Consider the following 17,375-nt stretch of genomic DNA (forward strand, 5'->3'; position numbering starts at 1 on the left):
CTCAGCGATCCTTCTGGCTGCGCGGCCTGCGATGGCTGCGCAGCGATTGCACCACATCGACCCCGGCCAGCGCCAGCGTCACCGCGATCACCCCACCCAGATCCCAGCGCGGCACATACCAGACCAGAACCAGCAGCGACGCGGCCATGACCGCATAGGCGAAAAGCGCCATCAGCCTGTCCATCATGCGATCTCCTTCTGTTCGTCGATCTCTTGCCCGGACTGGACGAGATCCATCAGCCATGCGGCGGTCCTCAGCAGCCGCGCATCGTCGCCGACCCGGCCCACCAGTTGCAGCCCCATCGGCAACCCGCCGTCGCTGACGAACAGCGGCAATCCGACCACCGGGGTGCCGCAGAGCGTCCAGATGCCGTTGAAGGCGGAATCGCCGGTGCTGGACCGATCCGGCGCCGGGCCGAGACTGGCGGCACAGAGGATCGCGTCGCAACGGTTGAAGATCCGGTCGAGCCCGGCGTTCAGCACCCCGCGCCAGTCGAGCGCCGACAGGTAATCCCGCGCCAGCACCTCTTTCCCGGCATCGATCGCCCCGGTCAGCTCGGGCGACATCAGCGCGCGGCCGCGCTGTTCATGGGCGTAATAGCATTTCGCCATCTCGGCCTGATTGATTCGGGTGCGGATGGCCTGCGCTTCGGCAAAGACCGGCGGCAGGTCAACCCGCTCGACCCGTTCGCCGAGAAAGCCGAACAGCTCCTCCATCGCCGTGCGCATCTGCGGATCGGTCTCGGGCGGGCTGGGCAGGTCGATCATCACCAGGTTGGGCAGCACCGGCGGGGCGGCGCTGGCGGTCTGGGACAGGCGCGGCGCGGGCATGGGCTGGGTGGCCGGATCGGCGGGATCATGGCCCGCGAGCGCCTCGGCCAGCAGCGCGGCGTCAGAGACACTGCGCGCGAACACCCCGACCGTGTCGAGGAAGGGCGATTGCGGCAGGATGCCCGTGCGCCCGATCAGCCCGAAGCTCGGCTTGAATCCGACCACCCCGCAATAGGCGGCAGGCCGGATCACCGATCCGCCAGTCTGCGTGCCCACCGCCAGCGGCACCATCCCCGCCACCACCGCTACGGCCGAGCCCGAGGAGGACCCGCCCGGCGTATGCGCCAGATCATGCGGGTTGCGGGTCTTCGACGGCTGCAGGTAGGCCATTTCGGTGGTCACGGTCTTGCCCATTATCACCGCGCCCGCCGCGCGCAGACGCGCCACCAGCGCCGCATCCTCGCGCGGCACCCGGCCCTTGTCGATCGCGGTCCCGTTCTCGCCCGGCACCCGCGCCACGTCGATCACGTCCTTGATGCCCACCGGCAACCCATGCAGCGCGCCAAGCGCCGCCCCGGATTTCCGCCGCTCGTCCAGCGCCCGCGCCTGCGCCAGCGCGTATTCGCCATCGAGCCAGGCCCAGGCCTGCAGGCGCGGCTCGGTCTCGGCAATGCGCTTCAGATGCGCCGTCACCACCTCGACCGCCGAGAACCGTCCTGCGGCCATGCCGTCGCGCAGGTCGATGGCCGAAAGCCCCGTCAGATCAACCGCCATAGAACACCTCGGGCAGGTAATAGACCACGCCGGGGAAGATATAGACGATGGCCATGGCGATGAAGACCATGAAGAGGAAGGGCATGACGCCGGCAAAGATCTGCGTCAGCTTTACCTCGGGTGGCGCGATCCCTTTCAGGTAATAGGCCGACATGGCCATGGGTGGTGTCAGGAACGAGGTCTGCAGGTTCAGCGCCACCAGGATCCCGAAGAACAGCGGATCGACCCCGAACATCGGCAGGAGGGGCAGGAAGATCGGCACGAAGATGATGATAATCTCGGACCATTCCAGCGGCCAGCCCAGCAGGAAGATGATCAGCTGCGCCAGCAGCAGGAATTGCAGCGGCGTCAGGTCCATTCCGCTGACGAATTCCGAGATCAGATGCTCGCCGCCCAGATAGGAAAAGACCGAACTGAAGGTATAGGAGCCGACGAACAGCCAGCAGACCATCGCCGTGGTGCGCACCGTCAGGTAGACCGATTCCCTGAGGCGCTGGAAGGTCAGCGCGCGATAACCGGCGGCCAGCACCAGCCCGCCCATCGCCCCGATGGCGGCGGCCTCGGTCGGCGTGGCCAGACCGAAGAGGATCGAGCCCAGCACCGCGACGATCAGCACCGCCAGCGGGAAGAACGAGGTGACGAGCATCCTCACCAGCGTCGGGAAGGGCACCGAGGGCACCTCGTCCTCGGTCGGGCGTGGCGCGACCGAGGGCTGCAGGATCGAGCGGCCGATGACATAGAGGAGATAGAGGCCGACCAGCACCAGCCCCGGCAGCATTGCGCCCGCGTAAAGCCGGACGATCGACACGCCCGAGGCGGCGGCATAGACGATCAGCATGATCGAGGGCGGGATCAGGATGCCAAGCGTGCCGCCGGCGCAGATGATGCCGCTGGCGAAGCTGGGATCATAGCGCGCCTTCAGCATCGAGGGCAGCGCCAGCAGCCCCATCAACGTGACCACCGCGCCGACGATGCCGGTGGCGGTCGCAAAGAGCGCGCAGGTGATCAGCGCGGCCACGCCCATCGAACCCGGCATGTTGCGCGAGGCGACGGCCAGCGTCGAAAACAGCCGGTCGACGATATTCGCCCGCTCGACGATATAGCCCATGAACAGGAACAGCGGCACCGCCGTCAGCACCTCGTTCGACATCACGGTATAGGTCTGGTTGATGAACAGGTCGAAGATGCGGTTGTTGAACAGCCCCTCGACCCAGCTTGTCGTCGAGGTCCACCAATCGGCATCCTCGGCCAGCCGGTTGAAGCTGCGCCACATGCGGCCCGCGTCGAAATAGGCGTAATAGCCGAACATGATGCCAAGGGCCATCAGCGTGAAGGCGATGGGAAAGCCCAGGAACACCAGGATGATGAACACGCCCAGCATCGACAGGGCGACCTGCGGATCGGTCAATTTCGGTTCTCCGTCTGAAGGGGCAGGTCTGGCTGAAGGCGCGGGTCAGGCCTCATGGGCATGGGCCTTTTCGGCTTGCTCGCGGATCAGCAGCTGCTCGGTCTCCTCGACATCCTCCTCGGCCTCGGTCCAGTACCCGTCGCGGATCGCCATGATGCAGCGCATGACCTGCGCGATGCCCTGGAAGAACAGCAGGATGCCGGCGGCGACGATCACCGCCTTGAACTGGAAGATCGGGATGCCGGCGGGGCTGTTCACGCTGACTTCGCCATATTGGAAACTGCGCGCGGCGTATTTCCAGCCGGCAAAGATCAGCGCCGAGACGCCGGGAAAGAAGAAGATCAGGTACAGAAGCAGGTCCACCGAGGCCTGCGCCCTGACCGGCCAGAGCCGGTAAAGGAAATCGCCCCGCACATGGCCGCCGCGCGACAGCGTATAGGCGCCGCCCATCATGAACAGCGTCCCGTACATGATGAAGGACACATCCAGCGACCACGAGGTCGGCGCGTTGAAGATATAGCGGACGATCACCTCATAGGTGACGCCCACGGTCATCAGCATGATCAGCCAGCCAAAGGTCTTGCCGAACCAGGCCGACAAGCTGTCGGCAAAGCGCACAAAGCCAAGCATCGGGTTTCCTCGCATTCGAAGACACCCCCGCGCGGACGAACCGCGCGGGGGCCTGCGGATCAGGCGATCAGATCTTCAGTTCGCCGGGGAAGAAATGCTCGTAGGCGAGCGCATAGTCGGGCTTGTCCATCAACTCGTAATAGACCGTCCGCTTGACCCAGTCGCGCTGGCTGTCGAGGATCTTCTTGATCGTGGCATCCGCCTCCAGCGTCGAGATCATCGCCGTCCAGGCCTCGAGCTGCGCCTGCAGGATCGCATCCGGGGTCTTGTGGATGGTCACGCCGGATTCGTCGCGCAGTTTCAGCAGGTCCGCGGAATAGTTATCCAGCGCATAGGCGGTGTTGTAGGTCGAAACCGCCTCGACCCCATGCTCCAGGATCGCCTGCAGGTCAGGCTCCAGATCCTCGATCACGTCGCGGTTGAACAGGAATTCAAAGGCCTCGGACGCCTGGTGATAGGAGCCCATGTAGTAATTCTTGGCCACGTCCTGCGCACCGAAGCGAAGGTCGGATGAGGGGTTGTTGAACTCGAAGGCGTCGATCACCCCGCGCTCCATCGCCGGGACGATCTCGCCGCCCGGCAGCTGCGCGACCGACATGCCCATGGATTGCAGCAGGTCTGCGGCCAGACCGACGGTGCGGTATTTCATCCCCTTGATGTCCTCGACCCCGGCGATCGGGTTCTTGAACCAGCCGAAAGGCTGCGCCGGCATCGGGAAGGCCATCAGGCCCACGACATTCAGCCCCATCTGGTCCTGCGTCAGCTCGCGGTAAAGCTCGCGCCCGCCGCCCTGATAGAACCAGCTGAGCATATTGGTGGGGTCGCCGCCGAAGACCGGACCGGTGCCGAACAGCGAGGCCGCCTTGTGCTTGCCATACCAATAGGCCGAGACCGAATGGGCAATGTCGATGACGCCATCGCTGACCCCGTCCATCACCTGGAACGCCCCGACCACCGCGCCGGCCGGCAACAGGTCGATCTGGATGCGCCCACCCGACATGGCCTGCACCCGGTCCACATATTGCTGCGCCATGGTCTGCCAGATGTCCGAGGCCGGCCAGCTGGTCTGCATCTTCAGGACCAGCGGCGATTGCGCCAGAACCGCCGGCGCCGCCAACAGCGTGCTGGCCGCAGCCCCCCCGGCGATGGCCCCGCCACGCCGCAGGAACGAGCGGCGCGACACCGCAGGTTTGATCGTGTCTTCCGTCATGTGTCTTCCTCCCAGGTTATTTGTATACTTTGCTCCCCACTGCACTGTTCCGTCTGGCTGGATTCAAATCAAGAGTTTATTGATCGCTCGTTTCTTTGTGACTGCACCGATCGGTCAGAAAATCTCGCATGAAAGCCCATATTTTCCTGTAGAGGCAGGCCAGAACGGACGCGCGGGCAACTTGCGCGAGCCTGCGCAATCTGCAATCAACAGCGCAAGAAGACGAGGAGGAGGAAAACAATGTATACGAAACTGGTTCTGGCCGCGACCACCGCGCTGGCCCTTGCTCTGCCCGCCGCAGCCGAGACGCTGCGCCTGTCCCACAATGTCGGCGACACCACCACCTGGCAGCAGGGGGCCGAGAAATTCGGCGAGTTGCTGGCGGCGGAAACCGGCGGAGCCTATGACGTGCGGGTCTTCCCCAATGCCCAGCTGGCCGGTGGCGACCAGATGAAGCAGGCCGAGATGACCGGACGCGGCGCCATCGACCTGGTGCTGACCTCGGCCATCAACGTGACCCCGCTGGCCCCGGAAATGGCCGCCTTCTCGCTGCCCTATCTCTATGCCGATTACGCCGCCGTCGACCGCACGACGCAGGGCGCGGCCGGCGACAAGATGGAAGAGATCATGGCCGGGCATGGCATCAAGGTGCTGGCCTGGGGCGAGAACGGCTTCCGCGAGGTGACCAATTCCAAGCGCCCGATCAAGACGCCCGCCGACATGGCCGGGCTGAAGATGCGCGTGGCCGGGCCGATGTATATCGACGTGATGACCGATCTCGGCGCCAATCCGCAACAGATGCAATGGTCCGAGACCTTCCCGGCGCTGCAGCAGGGCGTGGTCGACGGGCAGGAGAACCCGATCGGCGCGGTAATCATCCCGCAGCGCGTCTACGAGGTGCAGAAGTACATCACGCCCTGGCATTACAGCTATGACCCGCTGTTCCTCGGCATCGCCCAGACCCGTTGGGACGAGATGGACGAGGCCACGCAGGCGCAGTTCCAGAAGGCCGCCGACGAGGCCATGGCCTACCAGATCGAGATCAGCCGCAAGGCCACCGACGAGGGCATCGCCTATCTGAAGGAACAGGGCATGGAGGTCACCGAGTTGACCCCCGAGGAGTTGCAGGCCTTCAAGGACGCGACCAAGCCCAGCTTCGACAAATGGTCGGAAAAGGTCGGCGCGGATATCGTGAAGCTGTTCACCGACGAAGCCAACGCGGCGAACTGAATGCGCCTGATCGACGATTTCGAAAAGATCGTCTGCGCGGTCCTGCTCTTGGGCATGACCGCGCTTGGCTTTGCCAATATCGTCGTGCGCTATGGCACCAGCCATAGCTTTGCCGCGACCGAGGAATTGCTGACTGGCGGCTTCGTTTTGCTGACCGTTTTCGGCGCCGCCATCGCGGCGCGGCGAGGCGAGCATCTGGCGGTGGAACTGATCTCGGACCTGCTGCCCCCGCCCGCCCGCCGTGTGGTGATCTGGCTGGCCGGGGCGCTGTCGGTCGCGCTGCTTGTGGCCTCGGTCTGGTTCACCATCGGGCTGGTGCAGAACCAGATCCGGACGGGCATGACCAGCTATGCGCTGAACCTGCCGCTCTGGTGGTATTCGGCGGCGGTGCCGCTTGGCTTTGCGCTGGTGCTGGTCCGCTATGTGCAGGCGCTGGTCCGGGGGCCTGAACGTGATGGGTGAGATCGGTTCCGGCAGCCTGATGGTGGGGCTGTTCTTCCTGTTCCTGATCCTGCGGGTGCCGGTGGCCTTCTCGCTCGGCCTCTCGGCACTGGTCGCCATGTGGCAGCTGGGCTTCGGCCTCGACCTCGTGGGCGACCTGCTGACGGCAGGCATTGCAAAATTCTCGCTGCTGGCGATCCCCTTCTTCATTCTCGCCGGCAACCTGATGGGGCGGCTCGGCATTGCCGACCGGATGATCCGCTTTTTCCGCGTGCTGGTGGGCGATCTGCCCGGCGGCATGGGGCTGGTCGGCACGGTCGTTTGCCTCTTCTGGGGCGCGGTCAGCGGCTCGGGCCCGGCCTCGGTCGCGGCCATCGGGCCGATGATCATTCGCTCGATGGAGGAGGACGGGTTTTCCAAGGCTTTCGCCGCCGGGCTGGTCAGCACCGGGGCGGCCTTGTCGATCGTCATTCCGCCCTCGATCGGGCTCGTCATCTATGGCGTGCTGGCCGAGACCTCGATCGCCGACCTGTTCATCGCAGCGATCATCCCGGGGCTGGTCTGCGGGGCGCTGATGCTGTGTGCCCTGCCCTTCGGGCGCGTCGGCGATGCTGCGGCGACCCGCGCGCTGGTGCCGCCGCCCTATCCGGGTCTCGGCTATGGCGCGCGGCTGTGGCGCTGTTTTCTGGACAGTTTCTGGGGGCTGATGACGCCGGTGGTGATCCTTGGCGGGATCTATTCCGGCATCTTCACCCCGACCGAGGCCGCCATCGTCGCCTCGGTCTACGCGCTGGCCGTCGGGGCGCTTGCCTATCGCACGCTGAACTGGTCCGGGCTGATGCAGGCGCTGACCGATTCCGCTGCCTCGTCTTCGGTGGTGATGCTGGTCGTGGCCTATGCCGGGCTGTTCGGATGGGTGGTGACGGTGGATGATCTGGTCGGCACCTATTCCGGCGCCTTGCTCGGCCTCTCGTCGAACGAATGGGTGATCCTCGCGGTGATCATGCTGGTCCTCTTGATCTGCGGCATGTTCATGGACGCGATCACCATCATGTTCATCTGCCTGCCGATCTTCCTGCCGGTGGCGCGGGAACTGGGCTGGGACCCGATCTGGTTCGGGGTGCTGGTGATGGTCAACCTGGCCATCGGGCTGATCACCCCGCCGGTCGGGATCAACCTCTATGTCGCGGCGAACATCACCCGGCTGCCGCTGGAAAAGGTGGCGCGGGGGGCGCTGCCCTTCCTGCTGACCAGCCTGATCGGGCTGGCGGTGATTGCGGCAGTGCCGGCGTTGAGCTTGATGCTGTTGGGGCGGTAGGCGAGGCACAGGTCCGGCGCTCGCCCGGCGGTCTTGCGGACCGCGTATCGGGCGGGGTCTGCTACCCCAGCGCATACCCGGCGCCGCGCACGGTGCGCACGGGGTTATCCCCGCCGTTCTGCATCAGTGCCTTGCGCAACCGGCCGACATGCACGTCGATGGTGCGGGTGTCGACATAGATGTCGCGGCCCCAGACCCGGTCCAGAAGCTGCTCGCGCGTCCAGACCCGGCCCGGCTTTTCCATCAGCGTCGAGAGCAGGCGGAACTCGGTCGGGCCGAGATGCAGGGCCTGGCCGGCGCGGAAGACCCGGTGCTCGGCGGCGTCGAGGATGATGTCCTCGTAACTCAGCCGCTCGCCCATGGTGGCGGGGCGGGTGCGGCGCAGTTGTGTGCGCAGCCGGGCCATCAGCTCGACCACCGAATAGGGTTTCACCACGTAATCATCGGCGCCGGTTTCCAGCCCGCGCACCCGGTCAACCTCTTCGCTGCGCGCCGACAGCATGATGATGGGAATGGGGCGGGTCGCCGGATCGGCCTTCAGCCGGCGGCAGATCTCGATGCCCGAGACGTTGGGCAGCATCCAGTCGAGCACGATCAGGTCGGGCTGTTCCTCGGCCACCAGCAAAAGCGCCTCATCGCCATTCTCGGCCATGGCGACGCCGAAGCCTTCGGCCTCGAGATTGTAGCGCAGCACCTCGCGCTGCGCGCCCTCGTCCTCGACCACCAGAACCAGCGGGGTCTGTTGCGACGCCATCGGCTCAGCCCTCGCCCGGCAGTGCCACCGCATCGGCGGGCGGTACGCGGTTATCCTTGGGGCGGCTGTCATCGGGCAGTTCGCCGGTCACCAGATAGATCACCTGTTCAGCGATGGCCGTCGCGTGATCGCCCATGCGCTCGATGTTCTTGGCGATGAAATGCAGGTGCATGCAGGCGGTGATGTTGCGCGGGTCTTCCATCATATGGGTCAGGAACTCGCGGAACAGCGCGTTATACATCTGGTCCACTTCCAGATCGCGGGCGCGCACGTCGCCGGCCAGATCGGCATCGCGCTGGATATAGCTGTCCAGCGCATCCGACAGCATCTTTTCCACCGTCGCAGCCATGCGCTTCAGCGCGATGCCCGAGCCGGCGATCTGCGGCATCTGCGCCAGAACATGGGTGCGCTTGGCCATGTTCTTGGCGTAATCGCCCACCCGCTCGAGGCTCGCCGCGATCTTGATGACCGACAACACCAGCCGCAGGTCGGTGGCGGTGGGCGCACGCAGCGCGATCAACCGGGCGCTGTCCTCGTTGATCTGGGCTTCCAGCGCGTCGATGGCCTTGTCGCGGCGGCGCACCTCGTCGGCCAGGTCCTCGTCGCGGTTCATCAGCGCGCTGGCCCCGTCCGAGATGGCGCTTTCGACCATCCCGCCCATCTTCACCACCAGCGCCTGAATGGTTTCCAGATCGCGGTCGAAGGCCGAGGAAATATGCTTGTCGCGGTTCATGTCGTCTGCCCCTGTCGCCTCAGCCGATCCGGCCCGTGATATAGGATTCCGTCCGCGGATCTTGCGGCCGGGTGAAGATGTCGTCGGTATCGCCATATTCGACCAGGTTTCCGAGGTGGAAGAAGGCGGTCTTCTGGCTGACGCGGGCGGCCTGTTGCATCGAATGGGTGACGATGACCACGGAAAATTCCTGCCGCAGCTGGTCGATCAACTCCTCGACCTGCCCGGTGGCGATCGGGTCCAGCGCCGAACAGGGTTCGTCCATCAACAGCACCTCGGGCGAGGTGGCAACGGCGCGGGCGATGCAGAGCCGTTGCTGCTGGCCGCCGGAGAGGCCGGTGCCCGGTTCGTTCAGCCGGTCCTTGACCTCGTTCCAGAGCGCGGCGCCGCGCAGCGATTTCTCGACAATGGCATCCAGTTCGGCGCGGTTGCGGGCCAGGCCGTGGATGCGCGGGCCATAGGCCACGTTGTCATAGATCGATTTCGGGAAGGGGTTCGGCTTCTGGAACACCATGCCGACCTTGGCGCGCAGCTGCACCGGATCGACGCGGCGGTCATAGATATCCTCGCCATCCAGCCGGATCGTGCCCTCGATCCGGGCGATGGGGATGGTGTCGTTCATCCGGTTGATGCAGCGCAGGAAGGTCGACTTGCCGCAGCCCGAGGGGCCGATGAAGGCGGTTACGGTCTTGTCGAGGATCTCGACGCTGACATCCTTGATGGCGTGCTTGTCACCATAATAGACCTGCACGTCGCGGGCCGAGATCTTGGTGTCGTTCTGGGTCACGGCGCTCTCCGCCAGTCGCATCTGGTTCATCATATTCATTCCTCGGCTCCGTTACCAACGGCGCTCGAATTTGCGGCGCAGGTAGATCGCCAGCAGGTTCATGCAGAGAAGGAAGATCAAGAGCACGATGATCGCGCCCGAAGCCCGCTCGAAGAAGGCCGGATCGGCGCGGCGGGTGAAGTTGTAGATCTGAACCGGCAGGGCCGAGGAGGGTTCGAAGAGACCACCCGGCGGGGCCGAAGGAATGTCCTGCACAAAGGCCACCATGCCGATCAACAGAAGCGGCGCGGTCTCGCCAAGGGCATGGGCCAGGCCGATGATGGTGCCGGTCAGGATGCCGGGCATCGCCAGCGGCAGGACGTGGTGGAACACCGTCTGCATCTTCGACGCGCCCACCCCCAGCGCCGCATCGCGGATCGAGGGCGGCACCGCCTTCAGCGCGGCGCGGGTGGCGATGATGATGGTGGGCAGTGTCATCAGCGTCAGCACCAGCCCGCCGACAATGGGGGCCGAGCGCGGCAGGCCCATGAAGTTGATGAAGGCGGCGAGGCCGAGGATGCCGTAGACGATGGAGGGGACGGCAGCGAGGTTCGAGATATTCACCTCGATGATGTCGGTCCAGCGGTTCTTCGGCGCGAATTCCTCGAGATAGATCGAGGCGGCGACGCCGATGGGCAGCGACAGGACCAGCACGATCAGCATCATGTAAAGCGAGCCGATGATGGCGACGCCAAGGCCCGCCGCCTCGGCACGGGTCTCGGAAGCGTCGGGATTGGTGATGAAATCGGGGTTGAAGCGGGTGTCGAGCGCGCCCTTCTCGGCCATGATCCGCGCCAGTGCCACTTGTTCGGGCGAGGTCTTGGAATCGATGGCTGCGGATTCGTCGGTGACGCGGCCCTTGAACATGCCGTCGACGCGGGACGAGGCCAGCGTGGTGATCTGAAGCGACTGGCCGACCAGCGCCGGATCGGCCAGCACGGCGTTCCTGAGGTCCGCCGAGGCCTGACCCGAGATGAAGCCCTTGAGGTCGGATTTCTTCAGCCCGTCGATGGTCACGTCATTGGCGGCCATCCAGTCGGTCAGCGCCTGATCCAGAAGCTTGCCATAGGACATGGTCAGCACCTTGGACATCTCGGCCGGATCGCGGTTGCCCTTGGGGTCGACGACATCGGCGGACAGCGTCACCGGCAGGCTGGCATAGGTCTGCTGGAAGGCACCGGAGCCGTCGCGCAGCACGGTCACCAGCAGGAAGACCAGCGCCGCCAGCGCGATCAGGATGGCGCCGATGCCATAGGCCTTGAACCGCGCCTCGGCCCGGTGGCGGCGGCGGGTGTTCGGGTCGGCGACCATCAGCGAGGGTTTCTTCGGCGCGGTCGCGGGGGCGGGCAGATGCGTCAGATCGGTCATTCGTATTGCTCGCGGTATTTGCGCACGATGTAGAGCGCCAGAACGTTGAGGGCCAAGGTGATGACGAACAGCGTCAGCCCGAGGGCGAAGGCCACCAGCGTTTCCGGGCTGGCAAAGTCATTGTCGCCGGTCAGCTGCGCCACGATCCGGGTGGTGATGGTGGTCATCGCCTCGAACGGGTTGCCGCTGATCTGCGCCATGGCGCCGGCGCCCAGGACCACGATCATCGTCTCGCCGATGGCGCGGCTGGCGGCCAGCAGGATGGCGCCCACGATGCCCGGCAGGGCGGCGGGCAGCACGACCTTGGTGATGGTCTCGGACTGGGTCGAGCCGAGGCCGAGGCTGGCATCGCGCAGGGATTGCGGCACGGCATTGATGATGTCGTCCGAGAGCGAGCTGACGAAGGGGATCAGCATGATGCCCATGACCAGCCCCGCGGTCATCACCGACGAGGCGCTGTCGCCCAGACCCGCCGGCTGCGCGATCCAGTCCCTGAGCATCGGGCCGACGGTGACCAGCGCGAAGAGGCCATAGACGATGGTCGGGATGCCGGCGAGGATCTCGATCGCCGGTTTCACCAGCGAGCGGACGCGCGGACCGGCATATTCGGACATGTAGATGGCGGCGAACAGGCCGATGGGCACCGCGACCAGAAGCGCGATCAGGCTGATATAGAGCGTGCCCCACAGAAGCGGCAGCACGCCCAGCTTGGAATTCCCTTGAAAGGCTGGGGTCCATTCGGTGCCGAAGAAGAACTCCTGCCAAGGGTAGAGGCGGAAGAAGCCGGCGGATTCGAAGACCAGCGACAGCACGATCCCGATGGTGGTCAGGACGGCGATGGTCGAGCAGAGGATCAGGAGACCGCGCAGGATGATCTCGACCGCGTTGCGGGCGCGGAACTCGGCGCTGATGCGGCTAAGGCCCCACCCGGCACCGGCCAGCGCGAGGACCAGGACGGCGGGGGCCAGTGCGGTCGAGGGTCCGACAAGCAGCAGCCCGGCGACCAGCGCCAGAAGCGCCGGGACGACGGCCAGCAGCGCCACGTTCCAGCCGTGATAGACCGGGCGGGAATGCAACTTGCGGGGATCGCCGCCGGTCGCGGCCAGGGCCCGGCGCGAACCGAGCACATAGCCCAAGGCCGCGAGCGCCAGCAGGATCAGGGTGAGGGAGAGGATCGACATGCGGGCCTTCCGGGCAGCGTGAAGGAAGGGAACGGGCGGGACCGCTTGGCCCCGCCCGCCCCGGTTCGGATCAGGGCAGGGTCACTTCATCGGCGACGGTCTGCTGGACCGCGGCCAGTTCCGGGTCCGAGACGAGGCCATATTCGGCCAGCGGGCCATCGGGGCCGGCAACCTCGTCGGCGACGAAGAATTCGGCGAATTCCTTCAGGCCCGGGATGGTGCCGATATGGTCCTTCTTTACGTAGAAGTAGAGCGGGCGCGACACCGGGTAATCGCCCGAGGCGATGGTCTCGGTCGAGGGCGCGACGCCCGACATGGTCGCCACTTTCAGCTTGTCGGTGTTGTTCTCGTAGAAGGACAGGCCGAAGACGCCGATGCCGTTCTTGTCGCTTTCGATGCGGGCCAGCGTCTCGGTGTAATCGCCATCGATATCGACCGATTTGCCGTCGGCGCGGATGGCGAGGCACAGCTCCTCTGCCTTGTCCTCGTCGCCGCCATTCTCGGCCGCAAAGACCTCCATCGCGCCGCTGTCTTCGCAGCCCTTCAGGATCACCTTTTCCTCGAATACTTCGCGGGTGCCGTGCTTGGTGCCGGGGATGAAGGCCAGGATCGGCTGGTCCGGCAGCTCCGGGTTCACCTGCGCCCAGGTCTCGTTGGCGTTCGGCGCGGATTTGCCGTCGACCACCTGGTTGGCGCCGATCGCCTTGAACCAGTCAGCCGGGGTAAAAGCGAACTCGTTACCGTTCACGTCGCTGGCGAAGACGATGCCGTCATAGCCGATGCGAACCTCAATGATGTTCGTGACGCCATTGGCCTTGCAGGTCTCGATCTCGGCCGGCTTGATCTGGCGGCTGGCATTGGCGATGTCGATGGTGTTCTCGCCCACGCCCTCGCAGAACTGCTTCAGCCCCGCCGAGGAGCCACCGCCCTCGACCACCGGCGCCGGCATGCCCATGTTCTCGGCAAAGGCCTCGGCCACGATGGTGGCGTAGGGCAGCACGGTCGACGAGCCGGACACCTGAACCTGATCGCGCGCGGCGGCGATGCCAGCCGAGGCGGCGATGAGCGCCAGCGACGAAACGGCGAGTTTGACGGATTTCATGGATCTCTCCTGATCTTCAATGCGGAGCCAGAATCGGCTTGTCTCGTGACCTAGCCCCCCGTGGTGACGCTTATGCGACCATCTCGTGACAGTTTCATGACAATCGCCGCAGCGCAGCGAAAGCGCCGGGACATAAGGCTGACGGCAGGCATTCGCCCCGGTCAGTTCTCGGGAATAGTCCCGGTATCGGGTGGAGTCAGCGCGAAGAAAGCCAGATCGGCTGCGGCAAATCCGCCGGCCTTGGTGATCTCGTCCAGCACCTGTGGGAGCACGGTTGCCACCGGGGCGGCGGCGGCGATGGTGGTGGGCGCGACCAGTGGGCTGCGACTGGCCAGGGCCACGATCAGTTGCGGGCTGGCGGCGGTCAGGTCCTGCAGCGCCAGACCGAAGCTGAAGGTGAAACTGCCATCCGCTTGCGGCACCAGCCGCGAGGAGAGGTCGTGCAAGCCGCCATCGGCGGCGACAAGGAACAGCCAGATGCTGCGCCCCTGCGCCTCGCGCACGCGGCCAGCGACGGTGCCGCCGACCGGCAGGCTGGGCGCATCAAGCGACAGGACCGGCGGCGGCTCGGCTCGGCCTTGCAGGGTGCGGACGAAATCGGCAGCGGCGCATTGCGCGGGATCGATGCGGCTGGCGATCACCTCGGGCCTTGTCCCGAACGCCGTGTCATAGGCGTCAACCAGCGGCTCGGTATCGAGCACCCGGTCCGCGACCGCTGCCAGCTTGCCGGCATCGAGACCCGAGGCGACCCGCTGCACATGCGCGCAGGCACCAAGGTCATAGCCGGCCAGAAACCCCTCGCGCGTGGTCAGGTCGCGTGCGGGAAGGACCATCGCCGCGTCGGGCGGGGTCTCGCTGCCGCCCGTGACCGCCACATCCGGCGGCGGTTGATCCCCCCTGCCAAGCACCATCCATCCGCCAAGCGCCAGAGCCACCAGCACTCCGGCGGCGGCCAGCGGGACCAGCGGCAGCTTGCGGCGCGGCTGGGGCTCTGCGGTCTGGGGCTCGACCGGCTGGGTCGCAGGGCCGAAGGGACTGTCAGAGGTGGTTTCGACTCCATGGACCGAGATCGGGCCGGTCAAGGCGCCGGTGGTGGCGCGATCCCCGCCCCCCTGCCCGCCCCAGAGCGGCATCCGGTAGCGCAGGGGAATGCGCGTCGGGTCCTCGGCCATTAGCGCCACGTCTTCCATCGAGGCCGGCCGCGCCCGCGGATCGGGTTCCAGCATATATTGCAACAGCGGATAGATCTCGTGTGGCAGGCCCGAGAGGTCGGGAATGCCGCGCCGCGCCTCGACCGCCTCGACCGCCGAGCTGCCCATGTCCAGCGCCTTGCCGCGCAGCACGGCTGATACCATCAGCGCCATGCCATAGATGTCGGCCGCCGGGCCGATCTCGCCGCCGTAATGGCCCAGTTGTTCGGGCGAGACATATTTGAACTTGCCGGCAAAACGCCCCGCCAGCGTGCCCTCGCCGAAATCCACCGCTCGGGCGATGCCGAAATCGATCAGCACCGCGTCCTCGATGCGGTTGCCGCGCAGCATCACGTTATCGGGCGAGAGATCGCGATGGGTGACGCCGCGCGCATGGGCCTTGGCCAGCCCCTCGGAGAGCCTGCCGATCAGGTGCAGCGCCGCATCGCCGGGGATCGGCCCATAGCTGTCGACCTGGTCCCACAGCGTATTGCCGTCGATGTACTCCATGATCAGGCAATAGCGGTTCAGCCCCTGATCCAGCACGAAATTGTGGTAACGGACGATGGCGCTGTCGTTCAGCTGGCCGAGGATTCGGGCCTCGCGCTTGAACAGCTGGATGATGCCGTCGTCGCTGGCGAGGCTCGGCAGCACGATCTTGACCGCCACCGGGTCGCCGGTGAAGACGTTCTCGGCCTTGTAGACCTCGCCCATGCCGCCGGCGGACAGCATCCGCTGGATGCGGTAGTTGTTGTTGATGAGAACCCCCGCCTCGACCACGCGGTCGGCAAGGGGACCCTGCAGCGAAACCTCGGGCAAGGGAGCGGTGGCGGAGCGAGTCGGCAACGGCCGCTCTGACAGCCGGGTGCGCTCGTCCCCCGGTGCGGGCGCCGGGGTGATCCGGGTGCGGTCCCCGTCGTTCTCAGGCTCCTGATCGGATGCCGCGCTCAAAGGTCATGCCCCTCGCCCCCGCGGGGCAGGCAACGGACGGCAAGGCAGGTGACATTGTCACGCGCGCCGCGCCGCAGGGTCTCGTCGATCAGGTGGTCAACCATCTGCTGCGCCGTGGCGCGGTCGCTGGCCAGCACCTCGGCCAGTTCCTCATCGCGCAGATGTTCGGTCAGCCCGTCGCTGCAGAGCAGGAAGACATCACCCTGCTGCACGCTGCCGGTGACGGTCTCGTAATTCGGCCCGTCATGGATGCCGATGGCACGGGTGATGACGTTCTTGCGCGGCCAGTGCCGGGCCTCTTCCTCGTCGATCATGCCCGAGGACAGCAGTTCCTGCACCTCGCTGTGATCTACGGTCAGCCGGGACAACCGGCCTTGCCGCATCAGGTAGATGCGGCTGTCACCGGCCCAGAGGCAGACGAAACCCGCCTCGTGGATCAGCAGCGCGACGACGGTGGCGCCGATGGTGACGTTCCCCATCTCGGCCGAACGGGCGAGAATGCGGTGATGCGCGCGGTCCAGCCGTTCGGACACACGGGCGCGTTGGTCCTGCGCCGAGACCGGCACGCCGACGCTTTCGATCTCGCTGGTGATGATGGCGCTGGCGACATCGCCCGCCTGATGCCCGCCCATGCCGTCGGCCACCACCCAGACCCCGGCAGAGGGCAGGCTGAGATAGCTGTCCTCGTTATGCTCGCGCAGCCGGCCGGTATCGCTGCCGGCGCCGGTGTCGAAGAGGAAAAGATCACTGTCGCCCGGCATTCCTGTCCTCGCTGTTCGCCATCAGCCTCGGCTCTGCCGGCGGGATTTGCAACGGGGTCTCTGTCCCGACCCGCGCTTCAGCCGGCACACCGGCCAGAAGCCATGCCAACTCGCCAGCGCGCGGCAGCCCGTCGCAGGCCAGCACGGCGCTGGCGCGCCCCTCGGTCGCCCCTGTCCACCAATAGCTGCGCGCCGCCGCCGCCCGCTGCCGGTCGGTGGCCTCGATCTGGCCCAGCAGGTCGGCCACGTCCAGCGCCGGATTGGCGGCCCAGAAGGTCGCCGCCGGTGCCACATCCACCGCCCCCGTCGCGTCGCCCAAATGCGCCGCCAGTTGCTCGCGCAGCGCGCTGGCCGAGGTGACTTCGCCCGCCAGCGCGGCCTCGGTCACCTGGTAGAAGTCCTGATCCGGGTGCTGCACCGGCGGCGCATCAGCGGTCTCGGCCACGGCGATCAGCGGAAAGCGGCGGCCCACGCGGTCGCGGCTTGGCCGTGCCACGCCCTTCAGATGCGGCCCGCCCCAGATCGCGCCGCCGATCCAGAAGCGCAGCGGCAGGGCCACGTCCCAGACCGGCTCCCAATCCTCGCCCAGCCCCTTGCGGGTCTCGGCCAAAAGACCGGTCATCCACGGCACCAACTCGCGATCGGCCAGCTCCGGCAGGTCGGCCGATATGAAATCGCCGAAGCCGGGATGCTTGCCATAGATGCCGGGTGCCGCCATCGCCGCTCC

General features: G+C 66.1%; 17 protein-coding genes. 3 read left to right on the forward strand and 14 right to left on the reverse strand.

Features of this window, described 5'->3' with window-relative positions:
• Position 1 precedes the first annotated feature (1 nt).
• From CX676_RS12660 to CX676_RS12680, 5 genes are all read right to left on the reverse strand, one after another.
• A complete protein-coding gene (locus CX676_RS12660; RefSeq protein ID WP_101752946.1) occupies positions 2-187 on the reverse strand; it encodes a hypothetical protein in 186 nt (61 codons plus the stop codon).
• Complete coding sequence (locus CX676_RS12665; RefSeq protein ID WP_101752947.1) at positions 184-1,545, reverse strand: amidase; 1,362 nt, start codon at positions 1,543-1,545, stop codon at positions 184-186. Before CX676_RS12665 ends, CX676_RS12660 begins: the two co-directional genes overlap by 4 nt.
• Positions 1,535-2,953 carry a TRAP transporter large permease gene (locus CX676_RS12670; protein ID WP_101752948.1) on the reverse strand — a complete coding sequence of 473 codons (1,419 nt, stop codon included), beginning with the start codon at positions 2,951-2,953 and terminating at the stop codon, positions 1,535-1,537. Before CX676_RS12670 ends, CX676_RS12665 begins: the two co-directional genes overlap by 11 nt.
• A gap of 45 nt (positions 2,954-2,998) precedes the next feature.
• Positions 2,999-3,583, reverse strand: a complete 585-nt coding sequence (locus tag CX676_RS12675) for a TRAP transporter small permease subunit (protein WP_101752949.1) — start codon at positions 3,581-3,583, stop codon at positions 2,999-3,001.
• A 67-nt stretch (positions 3,584-3,650) separates the two neighbouring features.
• Positions 3,651-4,793, reverse strand: coding sequence for a TRAP transporter substrate-binding protein (locus tag CX676_RS12680; protein WP_101752950.1), 1,143 nt, complete (start codon positions 4,791-4,793; stop codon positions 3,651-3,653).
• Between the two features lie 240 nt (positions 4,794-5,033).
• Between CX676_RS12680 and CX676_RS12685 the strand changes: the two genes are divergently transcribed.
• From CX676_RS12685 to CX676_RS12695, 3 genes are read left to right on the forward strand one after another with little or no spacing between them, the layout of a single operon-like run.
• Positions 5,034-6,023: a DctP family TRAP transporter solute-binding subunit gene (locus CX676_RS12685; protein WP_101752951.1), complete on the forward strand. Its 990-nt coding sequence runs from the start codon at positions 5,034-5,036 to the stop codon at positions 6,021-6,023.
• On the forward strand, positions 6,024-6,485 hold the full coding sequence (locus CX676_RS12690; RefSeq protein ID WP_101752952.1) for a TRAP transporter small permease: 462 nt from the start codon (positions 6,024-6,026) through the stop codon (positions 6,483-6,485).
• Positions 6,478-7,782: a TRAP transporter large permease gene (locus CX676_RS12695; protein WP_101752953.1), complete on the forward strand. Its 1,305-nt coding sequence runs from the start codon at positions 6,478-6,480 to the stop codon at positions 7,780-7,782. Before CX676_RS12690 ends, CX676_RS12695 begins: the two co-directional genes overlap by 8 nt.
• Before the next feature lie 61 nt (positions 7,783-7,843).
• Here the strand turns inward: CX676_RS12695 and phoB are convergent, their stop codons facing one another.
• The 9 genes from phoB to tagF all read right to left on the reverse strand — a co-directional run bounded on the left by phoB (position 7,844) and on the right by tagF (position 17,366).
• Positions 7,844-8,536, reverse strand: a complete 693-nt coding sequence (phoB, locus tag CX676_RS12700) for a phosphate regulon transcriptional regulator PhoB (protein WP_101752954.1) — start codon at positions 8,534-8,536, stop codon at positions 7,844-7,846.
• Positions 8,537-8,540: 4 nt separating this feature from the next.
• On the reverse strand, positions 8,541-9,269 hold the full coding sequence (gene phoU, locus CX676_RS12705) for a phosphate signaling complex protein PhoU (RefSeq protein WP_101752955.1): 729 nt from the start codon (positions 9,267-9,269) through the stop codon (positions 8,541-8,543).
• A gap of 19 nt (positions 9,270-9,288) precedes the next feature.
• Complete coding sequence (gene pstB, locus CX676_RS12710; RefSeq protein ID WP_232816656.1) at positions 9,289-10,086, reverse strand: phosphate ABC transporter ATP-binding protein PstB; 798 nt, start codon at positions 10,084-10,086, stop codon at positions 9,289-9,291.
• 21 nt (positions 10,087-10,107) lie between these two features.
• Positions 10,108-11,463 (reverse strand): phosphate ABC transporter permease PstA, encoded by a 1,356-nt coding sequence (gene pstA, locus CX676_RS12715; RefSeq protein WP_101752956.1) that lies wholly within the window; start codon positions 11,461-11,463, stop codon positions 10,108-10,110.
• On the reverse strand, positions 11,460-12,644 hold the full coding sequence (gene pstC, locus CX676_RS12720) for a phosphate ABC transporter permease subunit PstC (protein ID WP_101752957.1): 1,185 nt from the start codon (positions 12,642-12,644) through the stop codon (positions 11,460-11,462). The genes pstA and pstC overlap by 4 nt, the downstream gene beginning before the upstream one ends.
• Before the next feature lie 70 nt (positions 12,645-12,714).
• Positions 12,715-13,746 (reverse strand): substrate-binding domain-containing protein, encoded by a 1,032-nt coding sequence (locus tag CX676_RS12725; RefSeq protein WP_101752958.1) that lies wholly within the window; start codon positions 13,744-13,746, stop codon positions 12,715-12,717.
• Between the two features lie 161 nt (positions 13,747-13,907).
• On the reverse strand, positions 13,908-15,887 hold the full coding sequence (locus tag CX676_RS12730; protein ID WP_157935923.1) for a serine/threonine-protein kinase: 1,980 nt from the start codon (positions 15,885-15,887) through the stop codon (positions 13,908-13,910).
• Complete coding sequence (locus CX676_RS12735) at positions 15,884-16,648, reverse strand: PP2C family protein-serine/threonine phosphatase (protein ID WP_101752960.1); 765 nt, start codon at positions 16,646-16,648, stop codon at positions 15,884-15,886. The genes CX676_RS12730 and CX676_RS12735 overlap by 4 nt, the downstream gene beginning before the upstream one ends.
• Positions 16,632-17,366, reverse strand: a complete 735-nt coding sequence (gene tagF / locus CX676_RS12740; protein WP_101752961.1) for a type VI secretion system-associated protein TagF — start codon at positions 17,364-17,366, stop codon at positions 16,632-16,634. The genes CX676_RS12735 and tagF overlap by 17 nt, the downstream gene beginning before the upstream one ends.
• Between the last annotated feature and the right edge of the window lie 9 nt (positions 17,367-17,375).

The organism is Paracoccus zhejiangensis (assembly GCF_002847445.1).
Taxonomy (GTDB): Bacteria; Pseudomonadota; Alphaproteobacteria; order Rhodobacterales; family Rhodobacteraceae; genus Paracoccus; species Paracoccus zhejiangensis.

Excerpts from the sequence above, each read along its gene's own strand:
- CX676_RS12660 (WP_101752946.1), bottom strand. The coding sequence starts at position 187 with ATGATGGACAGGCTGATGGCGCTTTTCGCCTATGCGGTCATGGCCGCG.
- CX676_RS12665 (WP_101752947.1), bottom strand. The coding sequence starts at position 1,545 with ATGGCGGTTGATCTGACGGGGCTTTCGGCCATCGACCTGCGCGACGGC.
- CX676_RS12675 (WP_101752949.1), bottom strand. The coding sequence starts at position 3,583 with ATGCTTGGCTTTGTGCGCTTTGCCGACAGCTTGTCGGCCTGGTTCGGC.
- CX676_RS12680 (WP_101752950.1), bottom strand. The coding sequence starts at position 4,793 with ATGACGGAAGACACGATCAAACCTGCGGTGTCGCGCCGCTCGTTCCTG.
- CX676_RS12685 (WP_101752951.1), top strand. The coding sequence starts at position 5,034 with ATGTATACGAAACTGGTTCTGGCCGCGACCACCGCGCTGGCCCTTGCT.
- CX676_RS12690 (WP_101752952.1), top strand. The coding sequence starts at position 6,024 with ATGCGCCTGATCGACGATTTCGAAAAGATCGTCTGCGCGGTCCTGCTC.
- CX676_RS12695 (WP_101752953.1), top strand. The coding sequence starts at position 6,478 with ATGGGTGAGATCGGTTCCGGCAGCCTGATGGTGGGGCTGTTCTTCCTG.
- phoB (WP_101752954.1), bottom strand. The coding sequence starts at position 8,536 with ATGGCGTCGCAACAGACCCCGCTGGTTCTGGTGGTCGAGGACGAGGGC.
- phoU (WP_101752955.1), bottom strand. The coding sequence starts at position 9,269 with ATGAACCGCGACAAGCATATTTCCTCGGCCTTCGACCGCGATCTGGAA.
- pstB (WP_232816656.1), bottom strand. The coding sequence starts at position 10,086 with ATGAACCAGATGCGACTGGCGGAGAGCGCCGTGACCCAGAACGACACC.
- pstA (WP_101752956.1), bottom strand. The coding sequence starts at position 11,463 with ATGACCGATCTGACGCATCTGCCCGCCCCCGCGACCGCGCCGAAGAAA.
- pstC (WP_101752957.1), bottom strand. The coding sequence starts at position 12,644 with ATGTCGATCCTCTCCCTCACCCTGATCCTGCTGGCGCTCGCGGCCTTG.
- CX676_RS12725 (WP_101752958.1), bottom strand. The coding sequence starts at position 13,746 with ATGAAATCCGTCAAACTCGCCGTTTCGTCGCTGGCGCTCATCGCCGCC.
- CX676_RS12735 (WP_101752960.1), bottom strand. The coding sequence starts at position 16,648 with ATGCCGGGCGACAGTGATCTTTTCCTCTTCGACACCGGCGCCGGCAGC.
- tagF (WP_101752961.1), bottom strand. The coding sequence starts at position 17,366 with ATGGCGGCACCCGGCATCTATGGCAAGCATCCCGGCTTCGGCGATTTC.